Genomic DNA, 14,173 nt, shown 5'->3' on the forward strand with positions numbered 1-14,173 from the left:
GCCTACATGGCCTCCAACTCGTCGATGAAGCCGATCACCACGTCCAGTCCCTGACGCCAGAACCGCGGGTCGCCGGCGTCCAGGCCGAAGGGGGCCAGCAGGTCCTGGTGGCGCAGCGTGCCGCCGGCCCGCAGCATGTCCAGATACTTGGCCGGGAACTCGGGAATGCCGCCCTTGGCGTAGACGGAATACAGCGAGTTCACCAGGCAATCGCCGAAGGCGTAGGCGTAGACGTAGAACGGCGAATGGACGAAGTGCGGGATGTAGGTCCAGAAATGCCGGTACTCGTCGTGGAAGCGGAAGGCCGGGCCCAGGCTGTCGGCCTGGACGCTCATCCACAATTCGCCGATGCGCTCGGGCGACAGCTCGCCCCGGCGGCGTTCGTCGTGCAACAGGGATTCGAACTCATAGAACGCCACCTGGCGCACCACGGTGTTGATCATATCCTCCACCTTGGAGGCCAGCATGATGCGGCGGCTCTTCGGGCTGGTCTCGCGCTCCAGCATGGCGCGGAAGGTCAGCATCTCGCCGAACACCGAGGCGGTCTCGGCGAGCGTCAGCGGCGTGTCGGACATCAACGGCCCCTGCGCCCCGGCCAGCACCTGATGCACGCCGTGCCCCAGTTCATGGGCCAGGGTCATCACGTCGCGGGACTTGCCCAGGTAGTTGACCAGAAGATAGGGATGCACCGAAGGCACGGTGGGATGGGCGAAGGCGCCGGGCGACTTGCCGGGACGCACCGGTGCGTCGATCCAGTTGTTGTCGAAGAAGCGCTTGCCCACCGCCGCCATGTCGGGCGAGAACGCCCCATAGGCGCCCAGCACCGTATCGCGGGCCTGTTCCCAGGTGTACTTGCGGTCGTCGTCGTCGGGCAGCGGCGCGTTGCGGTCCCAGTAATCCATCTTGTCGACGCCGAACCACTTGGCCTTCAGCGCGTAATAACGGTGCGACAATTGGGGGAAGCAGCCCTTCACCGCCGCCACCAGGGCGTCCACCACCCCGTCCTCCACCTGGTTGGACAGGTTGCGGTAGGATTGGGGACGGGCGTAGGCGCGCCACTTGTCCTCGATCTCCTTCTCCTTGGCCAGGGTGTTGGTGATCAGCGCAAACAGCGGCGCGTTGTCGCCCAGCACCTTGCCGAGCGACTTGGCGGCTTCCCTGCGCCTGGCGCCGTCCTTGTCGCTGAGGCAGTTGAGCACCTCGGCCGAGGTGACGTCCTGGCCGCCCAGGGGAAAGCGCAGGCGCGCCATGGTCTCGTCGAACAGCCGGTTCCAGGCCGCCGTGCCGACCACATGCAGCTCGTGCAGCATCTTCTCGGCCTCGTCCGACAGCTGATGCGGGCGGAAGACCCGCAAATCGCGCAGCCAGGGGCCGTAATGGGCCGCCGCAGGGGCCTTCAGCTTGTCGGCCAGCACCGCATCGTCCAGGCGGTTGATCTCGAGCGAGAAGAACAGGGTGTGGGTGGAGATGTCGGTGACCCGCTCCTGCATGCCCTGGTAGAAGCGGCCGCGCTCGGAATCGGCGACGTCGCCGGAATAGAGCAGCTGAGCATAGGACATGGCGCGGTAGATGATCTGGCCGATGCGCTCGTACTCGGCGATGGCCGCGCCGAACTCGGCCCCGGCCAGCCCGACCAGCCGCCCGGCATAGGCGGCCTCGAAGGCCCGGGCCGCCCCGTCGGCCGCCTGCAGGTCGGCCTCCAGCTCGGACGAATCCGGCGCCGGATAAAGATCGGAAAGGTCCCATTCGGGAAGAGTGCCGAGATCGTTGGCCGGTGCTACAAAGGTCATGCGCTGTCTCCTTGCGTTAGGGCGAATATAGGAAGGATGACGGCGTGCGAACAGGGAGTTTCGACGCATGGAAGTTGAGTTCGCCGCGCAGACCAGCCTGCCCGCCATGTTCCTCGGCCAGGCCGAACGTCTTGGCCCGCGCCCCTTCCTCGGCCACAAGGCCGGCGGAACCTGGCACAGCCTGCCGTGGAGCGAGACGGCGGAGTGCGTCCTGGCCCTGGCCGCCGGGCTGCGCGCCCTGGGACTGGAAAAGGGCGACCGGGTCATGCTGGTGGCCGAGAACCGCCCCGAATGGGCCATCGCCGACCTGGGCATCATGGCGGCCGGCGGCATCAGTGTGCCGGCCTACACCACCAACACGGTGGCCGACCACCTGCACATCCTGGAGAATTCCGGCGCCCGGCTGGTGATCGTCTCCACCAGGGCGTTGGCCGAGCGGGTGCTGCCCGCCGCCGCCCGCTCGGACCATGCTCCCGCCATCATCGTCATGGAGCCCCTTTCCCTGGCCCAGTCGCCCGGCGTGGACATCCACGGCTGGGACGCGGTGCTGGAGATGGGAGGCGGCGGCGGGGCCGGCATCCGCGCCCTGGTGGCCGGCCTGGACCGCCGGGACACCGCCTGCCTGATCTACACCTCGGGCACCGGCGGCGTGCCCAAGGGGGTGATGCTGTCCCACGGCGCCATCCTGTGCAACTGCATGGGCGCCACCGACGTACTGCGCGAACTGGGGCTGGAGAACGAGGTGTTCCTCTCCTTCCTGCCCCTGTCCCACGCCTACGAGCACACGGCCGGCCTCCACTTCCCCATCTCCATCGGCGCCGAGATTCGCTACGCCGAGGGCATCGAGATGCTGGCCGCCAACATGGCCGAGGTGTCGCCCACCATCATGACCGCGGTTCCCCGCCTCTACGAGACCATGCGGACCCGCATCCTCAAGGGTCTGGCGCGGGTCAGCCCGCTGCGCCGCCGGCTGTTCATGGCGGCGCTCGACCTGGGCACCCGCCGCCTCAAGGGCCAGCGCCTGGGCCTGATCGCCCGCCTCGCCGACCTCGTGCTGGAACGGCTGGTGCGTGACAAGGTCCGCGCCCGCTTCGGCGGCCGGCTCAAGGCCTTCGTCTCGGGCGGCGCTCCCCTGCCCTACGAGGTCGGCGCGTTCTTCGTGGCGCTGGGGGTGCGCATCCTGCAGGGCTACGGCCAGACCGAGGCGGCCCCGGTCATCGCCGTCAACCGCCCCGGCCACAACCGCCTGGAGACAGTCGGCCCGGCCATGCCGGGGGTCGAACTGAGAATCGCCGGAGACGGCGAAATCCTGGTCAGGGGCGAACTGGTGATGCAGGGCTACTGGCGCGACGCCCCGGCCACCGCCCAGGCCATCGATTCCGAGGGCTGGCTGCACACCGGCGATATCGGCGAGGTCGATCCGGACGGCTGCTTGCGCATCACCGACCGCAAGAAGGACATCATCGTCAATTCCGGCGGCGACAACGTGGCGCCGCAGCGCATCGAGAGCTTCCTGACCCTGGAGGCGGAAATCGCCCAGGCCATGGTCTACGGCGACCGCCGTCCCCATCTGGTCGCCCTGATCGTTCCCGACCGCGACTGGGTGCAATCCTGGGCCGAGGCGGGCGGCAGGACCGGGTCCCTGGACGAGCTGATGGCCGGTGACGAGTTGCGCAAGGCGCTGGCCCTTGTCATCGACCGGGTCAATCGCCAACTCTCCCCCGTAGAGAAGATCCGGCGCTTCATGGTCGCCATTAGTCCATTCGACGTAGACAACGGTATGTTGACGCCAACCCTCAAGATTCGCCGCCACCAGATTCGAGAGAAATACGGGCAGGCTCTGGATGGTCTTTATGAAGAAAAGTCGCAGAACCGGAATCAGGCATTAGGGTGAAGGTTTCAACAATGGGCCGAGAATGAATTGTTAACAGAAATGCCTCACCCCAAGATTGAATCATATGGGCTATCCTTCATGTTGATTTTCATCAAACTCCTGTATTAAAACCATCCCAACACTCCGCGGCGCACACGAAGAGATCCCCCGGCCAGATGTCACGAGCAGCCCCTGCAATGCCCCTGGCTCCGGCCCCGGCCGCCGTCGATCTCTCCAAGGTCAAGGCGCTGGTGTGCGAGCCCAGCCTGCCCATCCGGCAGGGCATCCGTCTGGCGCTGAACAACGTCGGCATCCGCGACATCGTCGAAGCCACCACCTTCCTGACCGCCCACAAGGCTTGCCAGGAAGGCGACCACGACTTCCTGGTGCTCAATCAGGAGATCGAGGCCAACGATTCCACCTTCATCATGCGGGAACTGCGCTCGGGCGCCCTGGGCCGCGACCCATTCATCCTGACGGTGATGCTGCTGTCGTCGCGCGAGGAGCCCAAGGTGCGCTCGGTGATCGATTGCGGCCCCGACGACCTGCTGCTGATCCCCTTCGCCCCCGACCAGTTGATGAACCGCCTGAAGGTGCTGGTGGAGCGGCGCAAGCCCTTCGTGGTGACCCACGACTATATCGGCCCCGACCGCCGCGCCGCGCCGCGCCCCGGCGCCACCTCGGCCACCCAGTTCCAGGTTCCCAACCCGGTGCGCGCCCGTGGCACCAATCTGTCGCGCGACCGCTACGACCGGCTGAAGCAGGATTCCCTGGTGGCCATCGGCGTCGAGCGCATCAAGCGCCTGGCCGCCACCATGGACTGGGAGTGCAACGCCCTGACGGTCAGCGCCCGCGAGGGCAAGATGACCGCTGAAAGCACCTATCGCAGCCTGTTCAAGCTGGAACAGGTGGCCACCGAACTCGCCACCCGGGTCACCAAGCAACTGGGCCACACCACAGAGACCATCGACGGGCTGGTGGAATTGTGCCGTGGGTTGAAATCAAGTCCAAGCAATGTTGCTTTTTCAGATATCGAGATCATCACCCAGACCTCGCGCCGGATTTCCGGGACATATACAGCGCGCTGACAATACTTGACTTCAGTATTACCGGCCGCCCGGCATCCATTCCTGGATGACAGCGGGTCGCAGTGATAGATTATGGATATTCGGGGAATTTCACCCTGTCGCCCGTGGTTTTCCGGGGGACCATGCATATGCTGATCGGTCGCTCAGATCCGTTCGCCTTCCAAGACCCCGAGGATATCTGCGCCAAGTCGCCGTTCCGCGTTCTGGTGGTCGAGGATGATCTTGTCCACTTCACCTATTGCGAACATACCTTGCACAGTCTTTATGGCGACGCCCTGGAACTGGAACGGGCGGTGGACTGCCCCGGCGCCATCGCCCAACTGGCTTCCGGCCGCTTCGACATCTGCCTGCTGGATTATCTGATCAAGGACGGCAACGCCAAGGACGTGCTGACCCGCATCGATCTGGACAGCATCGAGACCCCGGTCATCGTCATCAGCGCCTCCGACGACCGCGACACCATGCTGGAGGCGCTGCGCCACGGCGCCGACGACTACGTGGTGAAGGGCCGCTTCGCCGAAAGCGACCTGCACCGGGCGATCCAGTACGCCATCTACCGCAAGTACAAGGAATTGCGGCTGCGCCAGCGGGCGCTCTACGACCCGCTGACCGGGCTGGCCAACCGCCATCTGTTCTTCGACCGCCTGGACGAGGTCCACCGCTTCTCCGCCCGCCATGGCGAGAAATACGCGGTGATGGTGGTCGATCTCGACCGCCTGAAGCACGTCAACGACACCATGGGGCACGAGGCCGGCGACCGCTACATCCGGGCCGCCGCCAACGGGCTGGTCTGCTCCATGCGCTCCAGCGACACGGTGGCGCGGGCCGGCGGCGACGAGTTCGTGGCCATCTTGAAGAATATCCGCGACAAGCACAGCTTGGTGCGTCTGTGCGGGGTGGTGAAGGATACCATCGCCGCCAAGGCCGCCGCCGAGGCCGACCTGCCCGGCCCGCTGACCTGCTCCATCGGTATCGCCGTCAACCCGGACGACACCGATTCCCCGGCCGAGATGCTGCGCCTGGCCGATTCCGCCATGTATGTGGTCAAGGGCCGGGGCGGCAACGGCTTCCGCTTCGTGTGAGGAAGGCCTCTTGCGGACGGGCCGCCGGCCCTACCCCGCCTCGCTCCGCGGGGCGATGATGTCCAGGGTTTCCTGCAGCTGAATCCGCTGCTCGCGGACGGTGGCCGCCTGCTCCGGCAGGCCGAGCGCCCCCAGGATGGACGCCATGCTGTCCAGCGTGATGATCAGCGACGGCACGGCATGGACCGGGTCCTGGCTGACCGCCTCGTGGAACAGATCCACCGCCTCGAGCGAGCGGTCGAGCCCCTCCTTCAGGCGGCCGGCATCGTGGCAGCGCCCCGCCAGATTCCCCACCGCCTGGGCCAGGGCCAGACGGTGGGCGGTGGCGTCGGCCTCGAACAGCAGGCGGGCGAGATCGACGGCCTCGCCGGCATGGGCCAAGGCTCTGTCCGCCTGGCCGGCGCCCGCCAGGGCCACCGAGGCCTGCTGCAGGGTCAGGGTCAGCAACTGCACCACGGCGGCCGGCGGGGCCTCGCCGAACAGGCCGATCAGCAGCCGGCGGGTCTCGATGGCCTCGGACCACAGCCCGACCTCGCTGAAGGCCATGGCGGCGCGGTGCAGGGCCTCGACCATGGAGCCCAGGAACGGCTGCCCGGCCTCGCCGCCGGCCCGGAACACGTCCACCGCCTGGGACAGTTCCTCAACCGTGCCGGCGGTATCGCCGCCGCGCATCTTCAGCCCGGCCAGATTGATCAGCGACGAGACCAGGACGAAACGGGCCTGATCGGGACGGCGGTCCATGGCCTGGCGCGCATGCTCCACCGCATTCAGGCCGACGGCCCGCGCCTCTTCCATATGGGCGGCCTCGGCCAGCAGATTGGACTGGGAATTGAGCAGGGACGCCAGCTGGACCGCATAGGATTCCGGCTGGACCTGGGCGATGGCCCGGTACAGCCCGATGGCTTCCGATATGGCCAGGAGCCCGGCCTCGGCATCGCCATGGGTGATCCGGAGGTTGCCCAGCTGCCACAGGCATTCGGCGTGGGCGGGATAGACGACGCCGGGATCGAATTCCAGGCGGCGGCGGAAATCGGCGGCAAGGGCGTCAAGGCGCGCGATCTCCGCGCCGGAATCGACGGGCTGGGACGTGGTCAAGCGGATTCTCCTTTCGCGAGGCCCCTTCTGGGCCCGGACGCAACCCGAGCGCATCACGCTCGCGCGATAGATTAGGCGGCCATGGTTAACACTTCGTTCGAGGCAGCATCTCGATGGATTCGAGCCGGCCCTTCAGGCTGAAGGTCTTGAAGATCTGCTCGATATCCTCGGCCACGCCGTTGGCGTGGTAGTTGAGCGACATCTCGAATTCCGGCAGCGGGTCGGTGCTGCCCATGGGGAAGAACGCCATGCGCATGGGCCAGGCCGGCGATTCCAGCAGCGGGCTCGACACCGTGGCCGCCTGCGGCGCCACGGCGCGGCCGATCTGGGCGCTGGTCTCCAGCGCGCCCTCCTCGCCCTGCCCGTCGAACAGCGGCCGCGCCAGGATGCGGCCGCCCTTGTTGGCGGTCTCGATCAGCCGGATGGTGTGGGCGGTGGGAAACAGCGTCCCCTTGGGCAGCTTGATGCTGCGCGGCTCGGGGCGGGTGTAATGCGCGATGCCGCCCTGGCCCACTCCCTTGAGCTTGGCCGCTCCCTCCACCTCCTCGGTCACCTGCCCCTCGCGCGACTGGCGCACCCGGAAGCGGTAGCTGAGCCCGTCCTTGGACTCCCAGCCCAGGAAATCGGTGGTGGTCGCCACCTGCCCACCCTCGGAATAGGCATAGGTGATCACCAGACGGAATTCGGTGATCCAGCCGTCGCAGGAATCGATGAACTGGTAGGTCCAGGCTCCGTTGGCATTGGCCATGCCGCTGCCCGACCGCGAGGCCGACAACCCCATGCGGTAGGTGGCGCGATGGGAGGCCAGGTCGGCGGCATGCGCCACCTCCGCCCCTGCGATCGCCAATCCGGCGGCGAGGCACGCCGGCACCACCCCAAATCTACGCTTCATCCAATCCTCCGACGGGAATTCCCGCTGTCATTATACACCGCCCACGTCCGCCCACCAGAACAGACGGAACCCGGCAGATATTTCCTCCCCGGCAACATTTTCCCGGCCCGGGAGCCGGCGATGCCGCGGAAAGCCCAGGATTCGCACCGTCCCTGCGTGGCACGAAGCCTGCATCATGAATATCGGGTTCGTGACTCGGTTTTTGGAGGAGTAGGCGAATGACCTTTGAATTCGCTCCCGACTGGATGGAGACCCTTTTGCGGTCTTCCGAGTATTCGCCGGCCCATCCGGGCTTTTCTCCCCTGTCGCCCGCCGCCATCGCGCCGGCCCATCCCGACGCCCGGGAAATGGCCGCCCTGGTCGGCGAACTGTTCGCCGAGGGAACCCTGTCGGCCGAGCAGTTCCGCTCGCTGCTGGCCGCCCCCGAACTCGAACCCTATCTCGACACCACCCTGCCGCCCGGCCTCAAGACATCATGAATATCGGATCTACCATTCTCCGCCTGTTCTCCGAACGCCCGCCCCCCGAGGCGCCGCGCCTGGAACCGCGCCTCGGCGCGGCGGCGGAAAGCCGTAAGACCGGAGACACCGCCCAGCTCGAAACGGCCGCCTCCCCCATGGCCGCCCTGCCCCCGCCCGCGCCGCCCGAGGAACCGCGCTTCGACCTGCGCAACATCTCGCCCCGCGAATTCGCCGACGTCACCCATGAACTCTACATGGAAGGCACGCTGTCCTGGGACGAGTTCCAGATGATCGGCTTCCCCACCGAACTCCACCCCCGCTACGACGAAACCATCGGCGCCCTCACCGGCGAACCGGCCCGCCCCGACCACCCCAAGGACATGCTGAGCCGCTGGGAACAGCGCGTCGAATTCGAACGCAAATACAACCCCGACGCCGACCAGGTCCGCATCGCCGAAAACGCCCTGGCCAAGCTGAGTTGGCAAACCCAGCCGCCGGTGAAGATGAGCGCGTAGCAGACACCATTCCTTCGGAATATCTTGGGCAGCGCCCATGAAAAAGGGGGCCGAAGCCCCCTCTCGCACTCGGTAGACAGCAGAAGAGCCTCAGCCCTCCTTGACCTCTTTCTTCGCCTTGGGCAGGTCCACCTTGAGGTGGAGTTCGCGCAGGCGCTCCATGGGGACCTCGGCGGGGGCCTGCATCAGGAGGTCCTGGGCCTGCTGGTTCATGGGGAACAGGATGATCTCGCGGATATTGGGCTGGTCGGCGAGCAGCATGACGATGCGGTCGACGCCCGGAGCCGAGCCGCCGTGCGGCGGCGCGCCGAACTTGAAGGCGTTGAGCATGCCGCCGAAATGCTCCTCCACGTGGGCGCTCGAATACCCGGCGATCTCGAAGGCCTTGTACATGATGTCGGGACGGTGGTTACGGATGGCGCCCGACGACAGTTCGACGCCGTTGCAGATGATGTCGTACTGGAAGGCCTTGATGGTCAGCGGGTCCTGGTTGAGCAGCGCGTCCATCTCGCCCTGGGGCATGGAGAACGGGTTGTGGGAGAACTCGACCAGGCCGGTCTCCTCGTTCAGCTCGTACATGGGGAAGTCCACGGTCCAGCAGAACTTGAAGACGTCCTTTTCCAGCAGGTCCAGCTCGTTGCCGATCTTGGTGCGAACGGCGCCGGCGAACTTGGCGGCGGGCAGCTCCTTGTCGCAGGAGAAGAACACCGCGTCGCCGTCCTTGAGGTTGGCGGCGGCCTTGATGGCCTCGACCCGGGCGGGTTCCAGGTTCTTGGCGATCGGCCCCTTGGGACCGTCGGCGGCGAACTGGATGTAGCCCAGGCCGCCGGCGCCGTTCTCGCGCGCCCAGTCGTTGAGCTTGTCGAACCACGAGCGCGGCTGGCCGGCGGCGCCGGGCGCGGGGATGGCGCGCACCACGTTGCCCTTGTCCACCAGCTTGGCGAACAGGCCGAAGCCCGAGCCGCGGAAGGGTTCGGTGACGTCGGCGATGACGATGGGATTGCGCAGGTCGGGCTTGTCCGAGCCGTATTTCAGCATGGCGTCGGCATAGGTGATGCGCGGGAACGGCGCCGGGGTGACGGCGCGGCCCTTGCCGAATTCCTTGAACACCCCTTCCAGCACCGGCTCGATAGCGTTGAACACGTCATCCTGGGTGACGTAGCTCATCTCGAAGTCGAGCTGGTAGAACTCGCCCGGGGAACGGTCGGCGCGGCCGGCCTCGTCGCGGAAGCAGGGCGCGATCTGGAAGTACTTGTCGAAGCCGGCGACCATCAGCAACTGCTTGAACTGCTGCGGCGCCTGGGGCAGGGCGTAGAACTTGCCGGGATGCAGGCGCGACGGCACCAGATAGTCGCGGGCGCCTTCCGGGCTGCTGGCGGTGAGGATCGGGGTCTGGAACTCGGTGAAGCCCTGGCCGATCATCGCCTGGCGCAGATGGGCGATGACGCGCGAGCGCAGCATCATGTTGGCGTGCACGTCCTCGCGGCGCAGGTCGAGGAAGCGGTACTTGAGGCGCATGTCCTCGGGATATTCCTGGTCGCCGGCCACCTGGATGGGCAGCACGTCGGCGATGGACTGGATCTCGATCTCGGCCACCTGCAACTCGATCTCGCCGGTGGGCAGGCGAGGATTGATGGTCTCGGCCGAGCGCTTGACCACCTTGCCGGTGACGGTGATGACGCTTTCGGGCCGCGCCTTCTCCAGGGTGGCGAACACCGGGCTGGAGATGTCGATGACGCACTGGGTCAGGCCGTAATGGTCGCGCAGATCGACGAACAGCAGGTTGCCGTGGTCGCGCTTGCGATGAACCCAACCCGACAGCCGCGCCTGGATGCCGGCATCCGCCGCCTTCAACTGACCGCAGGTGTGTGACCGATAGACGTGCATGAAACCCTCGTACGCGATGCGCGAATTCAAAGCGGGAAGAAGGCATCCCGAGCCATATTTTGTCAAGGCGGGATAACCCAATATTTACGAGTCCGGGGCAAACTTGGTCCTGCAGCCCGGTCGGAGCGTGATCGGATGCCGGCGGCCAGAAGGTCGTCCGCTCTTGCCAGGATGGTGAGCCATGACGCACGACGCCCCCCACAATGCCACGGGTATGCGCGCCCTGTTGCGCAATCTCGATTCCCGCAGCCGCGACGTGGTCGCCCGGACCCTTGGGGTGCTGGGCTGCAGGTCGCTGCAGGTCTCCGATCAGGCGGCCGGGGATACCCCCCTCGACCGTTCCGACATGATCGATTTGCTGGTGGTGGACACCGACGGCGACGTGGAGGCGGCCTGTGCCCTGGTCCGCGACATGCGCCGGGGCGTCGAGGCCGAGAACGCCTTCGCGGTCACCATCCTGATGACCTCGCTGGCCCAGACGGAACATCTGGCCCGCCTGCTCGATTGCGGCGCCGACGCCATCTTGGAGAAACCCGTCGATCCGGTGAAGGTCGCCGAGCGGATCACCGGGCTGATCCGCAAGCGCCGCTGCTTCGTGGTCACCGAATCCTATGTGGGCCCCGACCGCCGGACCCGGGGCGTGCGCCCCGGGACGCCGGCGGCGGCGCGTCTTCCCGTGCCCAACCCGCTGCGCGAGACCACGCTGTCGGGCATGAGCCGCGAGGAATTGCGCGGCCTGATCCGCCTGACCTGGGAGGCGCTCGACCGTAAACGGACGGGACACGCGGCGGCCTGAGCGGCCCCGCTTGCCCGAACGCCCGCCAGGGTGTATCTGTGGCAGCCATGCCGATGATCTCCGATACCGAGTCGCTTGCGGCCTTCTGCCGCCGACTGAAATCCGCCCCGTTCGTCACCGTCGACACCGAATTCATGCGGGAGAAGACGTACTGGCCCCAGCTCTGCCTGGTCCAGGTGGCCGGGCCCGACGAAGCGCGCGCCATCGATCCGCTGGCGCCGGGCATGGACTTGGCGCCGCTGTTCGAGCTGATGGCCGACACCAATGTGCTGAAGGTGTTCCACGCCGCCCGCCAGGACGTGGAAATCTTCCTGCATCTGGCCGACGCCATCCCGACGCCCATCTTCGACACCCAGATCGCCGCCATGGTCTGTGGCTTCGGCGACGCGGTGGGCTACGAGACCCTGGCCTCGCAGCTGGCCAAGGCCCGCATCGACAAATCCATGCGCTTCACCGACTGGGCCATGCGGCCGCTGTCGGAAAAGCAGGTCCAGTACGCCCTGGCCGACGTCACCCATCTGCGCGTCGCCTATGAGAAGCTGGTGCGCAAGGTGGAGAAGAACGGCCGCATCGAGTGGCTGGCCGAGGAAATGGCCCTGCTGACCGAGCCCGGCACCTACCGGGTCGACCCCGAGAATGCCTGGCGCCGCCTCAAGCCCCGCTCCACCTCGCCGCGCTTCCTGGGCGTGCTGAAGGAGCTGGCGGCGTGGCGCGAGCGCGAGGCCCAGGACCGCGACCTGCCGCGCCAGCGCATCCTCAGGGACGAGACCCTGACCGAGATCGCCGCCCATCACCCCGTCGACACCCACGAGCTGGGCCGCACGCGCGGCATCGGCAAGGGTCTGGTGGAGGGCAAGATGGGCCAGGCCGTCCTCGAGGCGGTCAAGCGCGGCATGGCCCTGCCCGAGGCCGACTGCCCCAAGCCCGGCGACCGGGTGGAAGTGCCCAAGGGCCTGGGGCCGGTGGTCGAGCTGCTCAAGGTGCTGCTCAAGATGAAGTGCGACGAGCACGGGGTGGCCGGCAAGCTGATCGCCAATTCCGCCGATATCGACGCCATCGCCGCCGACGACGATGCCGACGTCCCCGCCCTGCACGGCTGGCGCCGCGAGCTGTTCGGCGAGGACGCCCTGAAGCTCAAGCACGGCCATCTCGGCCTGGGCTTCTGCACCGACGGCCGCCGGCTGCGCACCGTGCCCATCGAGCCGGTGGAAGCCTGCTCCGAGCCGCCGGCGACGGCCGACTGACTTGGCCGGGCTCGGCTATTCCGACGCAAGGCGGCAAGCCGCGGCGGCGGCGGCCGAGGCCCTGGCCCGGGGACGCAGCCCGGCGGACGCCACCCGCGCCGCCATCGCCGCCGCCGATGCCTTTTTCGATCATGTCCGCCGGGCGCTGGATCTGGACGCCCAGTTGAAGCGGCAGGCCTGCGCCGCCGGCTGCTCGTGGTGCTGCCACCAGATCGTCGCCGTCACCGCCGCCGAGCTTGATCTGGTGGCCGAGGCCATCGCCGCCAAGCCGCCCGAGGCCCGTGCCGCCATCGCCGCCCGGGCCCGCGAGGCCGCCGCCAAGGGTGCCGGCCTGGACCAGCGGCAATGGTGGGCGGCGCGCATCCGCTGCCCCCTGCTGGAAGACGACGGGTTGTGCGGCGTCCATACCGCCCGCCCCCTGCCCTGCCGCGCCCACAATTCCGCCGACGCCTCGGCCTGCCGCCGCTCCTTCGAGGGCGAGGCGGTGCGCACCCCGGTCCTGGCCGCCCAGCAGGGTATCTGGGCCCACGCCCAGGCCGGGCTGGCCGAGGCCCTTCAGGGGGCGAAGCGCTCCGCCGAGGGGATGAACCTCGCCCTGGCGGTGGACGGCCTTCTCAGGGAATGACCCGCTTCGCCTGATGCACCATGGTGTCGAGCGCCGACAGGAAGCGCGAGCGGTCGGCCTTGGTGAAGGGCGCCGGGCCGCCGGTCATGGTGCCGATCTCGCGCAGCGTGTTCATCAGGTCCCGCGTCGCCAGGGCGTCGCCGATGGAATTCTCGGTGAAGGGCTTGCCGTTGGGGCGCAGGGCCAGCCCCCGCTTGGCGAGGCAGCGCGAGCCTAAGGGAATGTCGTTGGTGACGCAGATATCACCGGCCTCAATCAGTTCGGCGATGCGGTCGTCGGCGGCGTCGGGGCCTTCGGGCACCACGATCATGGTGATCAGCGGGTCCTGGGGCAGCCGCAGCCAGGCATTGCCCACCACGGTGACGGCAAGGCCGTAGCGTCCCGCCACCTTGAACACCTCGTCCTTGACCGGACAGGCGTCGCCGTCGATGTAGATATGGGTCATGGGAATTCCGGTTGAGCCGTTCGACCTGTCATCCCGACGACCATCGGGAGGAGGGATCTCATCCTGGCACGGCGTTTCAGGACTGGCGCCGCCATACCGGGCGGAGACCCCTCGTTTCCACTCGGGATGACAGATCTTACGAACGGATTGGCTGAAGTCGGGTTCACTTCACCCGCCGGAAGATCAGGGCCTCGCAGTCCAGGGCCTTGGCAAGGCGGTCGAAGGAGCGGTCGCCCTCGAAGGTGAAGGCCGGGTTGTCGGCGGGCACCTCGAGAATCAGGTATTTGTCCTCGACGAACAGCCGGGTCTGGCGCAACAGGTTGGGGGCGCCGCCCGACAGGGTGTGGGCGAGCCTGAGCGCCAGCCCCACCACCCGGGCA

The 14,173-nt window shown here is 67.3% G+C and carries 13 protein-coding genes and 1 pseudogene; 8 read left to right on the forward strand and 6 right to left on the reverse strand.

What is annotated here, in order from left to right:
* Positions 1-2 precede the first annotated feature (2 nt).
* Complete coding sequence (locus tag H261_RS17470; RefSeq protein ID WP_008620129.1) at positions 3-1,790, reverse strand: M3 family oligoendopeptidase; 1,788 nt, start codon at positions 1,788-1,790, stop codon at positions 3-5.
* Positions 1,791-1,857: 67 nt separating this feature from the next.
* Here H261_RS17470 and H261_RS17475 point away from each other — a divergent pair, with 67 nt between their 5' ends.
* The 3 genes from H261_RS17475 to H261_RS17485 all read left to right on the forward strand — a co-directional run bounded on the left by H261_RS17475 (position 1,858) and on the right by H261_RS17485 (position 5,833).
* Positions 1,858-3,684 (forward strand): AMP-dependent synthetase/ligase, encoded by a 1,827-nt coding sequence (locus H261_RS17475; RefSeq protein WP_008620131.1) that lies wholly within the window; start codon positions 1,858-1,860, stop codon positions 3,682-3,684.
* A 176-nt stretch (positions 3,685-3,860) separates the two neighbouring features.
* On the forward strand, positions 3,861-4,751 hold the full coding sequence (locus H261_RS17480) for a response regulator transcription factor (protein ID WP_008620132.1): 891 nt from the start codon (positions 3,861-3,863) through the stop codon (positions 4,749-4,751).
* 128 nt (positions 4,752-4,879) lie between these two features.
* Positions 4,880-5,833 (forward strand): two-component system response regulator, encoded by a 954-nt coding sequence (locus H261_RS17485; RefSeq protein WP_152426942.1) that lies wholly within the window; start codon positions 4,880-4,882, stop codon positions 5,831-5,833.
* Between the two features lie 30 nt (positions 5,834-5,863).
* On the opposite strand, the gene H261_RS17490 is transcribed toward H261_RS17485, so the two are convergent.
* Positions 5,864-6,928, reverse strand: coding sequence for a tetratricopeptide repeat protein (locus tag H261_RS17490; protein WP_008620135.1), 1,065 nt, complete (start codon positions 6,926-6,928; stop codon positions 5,864-5,866).
* 85 nt (positions 6,929-7,013) lie between these two features.
* The gene (locus H261_RS17495) at positions 7,014-7,820 is read right to left on the reverse strand and encodes a cell envelope integrity EipB family protein (protein WP_040476795.1); all 807 of its coding nucleotides are present in this window, start codon (positions 7,818-7,820) and stop codon (positions 7,014-7,016) included.
* A gap of 218 nt (positions 7,821-8,038) precedes the next feature.
* Here H261_RS17495 and H261_RS17500 point away from each other — a divergent pair, with 218 nt between their 5' ends.
* Positions 8,039-8,299 carry a hypothetical protein gene (locus H261_RS17500; RefSeq protein ID WP_008620142.1) on the forward strand — a complete coding sequence of 87 codons (261 nt, stop codon included), beginning with the start codon at positions 8,039-8,041 and terminating at the stop codon, positions 8,297-8,299.
* Entirely contained in the window at positions 8,296-8,796 is a 501-nt protein-coding gene (locus tag H261_RS17505; RefSeq protein WP_008620143.1) for a hypothetical protein, read from the forward strand. The genes H261_RS17500 and H261_RS17505 overlap by 4 nt, the downstream gene beginning before the upstream one ends.
* 90 nt (positions 8,797-8,886) lie before the next feature.
* Here the strand turns inward: H261_RS17505 and aspS are convergent, their stop codons facing one another.
* Complete coding sequence (aspS, locus tag H261_RS17510) at positions 8,887-10,683, reverse strand: aspartate--tRNA ligase (RefSeq protein ID WP_008620144.1); 1,797 nt, start codon at positions 10,681-10,683, stop codon at positions 8,887-8,889.
* Between the two features lie 181 nt (positions 10,684-10,864).
* Between aspS and H261_RS17515 the strand changes: the two genes are divergently transcribed.
* Genes H261_RS17515 through H261_RS23510 form a run of 3 tightly spaced genes read left to right on the forward strand, consistent with a single transcriptional unit; the run spans position 10,865 to position 13,348 of the window.
* A complete protein-coding gene (locus H261_RS17515) occupies positions 10,865-11,479 on the forward strand; it encodes a response regulator (RefSeq protein WP_008620145.1) in 615 nt (204 codons plus the stop codon).
* A gap of 47 nt (positions 11,480-11,526) precedes the next feature.
* On the forward strand, positions 11,527-12,723 hold the full coding sequence (gene rnd, locus H261_RS17520) for a ribonuclease D (protein WP_040476798.1): 1,197 nt from the start codon (positions 11,527-11,529) through the stop codon (positions 12,721-12,723).
* Between the two features lies 1 nt (position 12,724).
* Entirely contained in the window at positions 12,725-13,348 is a 624-nt protein-coding gene (locus tag H261_RS23510) for a YkgJ family cysteine cluster protein (RefSeq protein WP_008620147.1), read from the forward strand.
* Here H261_RS23510 and H261_RS17530 read toward each other — a convergent pair.
* Both H261_RS17530 and H261_RS17535 read right to left on the reverse strand, forming a co-directional pair.
* On the reverse strand, positions 13,338-13,793 hold the full coding sequence (locus H261_RS17530; protein WP_008620150.1) for a YaiI/YqxD family protein: 456 nt from the start codon (positions 13,791-13,793) through the stop codon (positions 13,338-13,340). The two genes, H261_RS23510 and H261_RS17530, sit on opposite strands and share 11 nt — an antisense overlap.
* A gap of 163 nt (positions 13,794-13,956) precedes the next feature.
* Positions 13,957-14,173: pseudogene (locus H261_RS17535) on the reverse strand (exopolyphosphatase); the annotation flags it as partial.

This window comes from Paramagnetospirillum caucaseum (assembly GCF_000342045.1).
Lineage (GTDB): Bacteria > Pseudomonadota > Alphaproteobacteria > Rhodospirillales > Magnetospirillaceae > Phaeospirillum > Phaeospirillum caucaseum.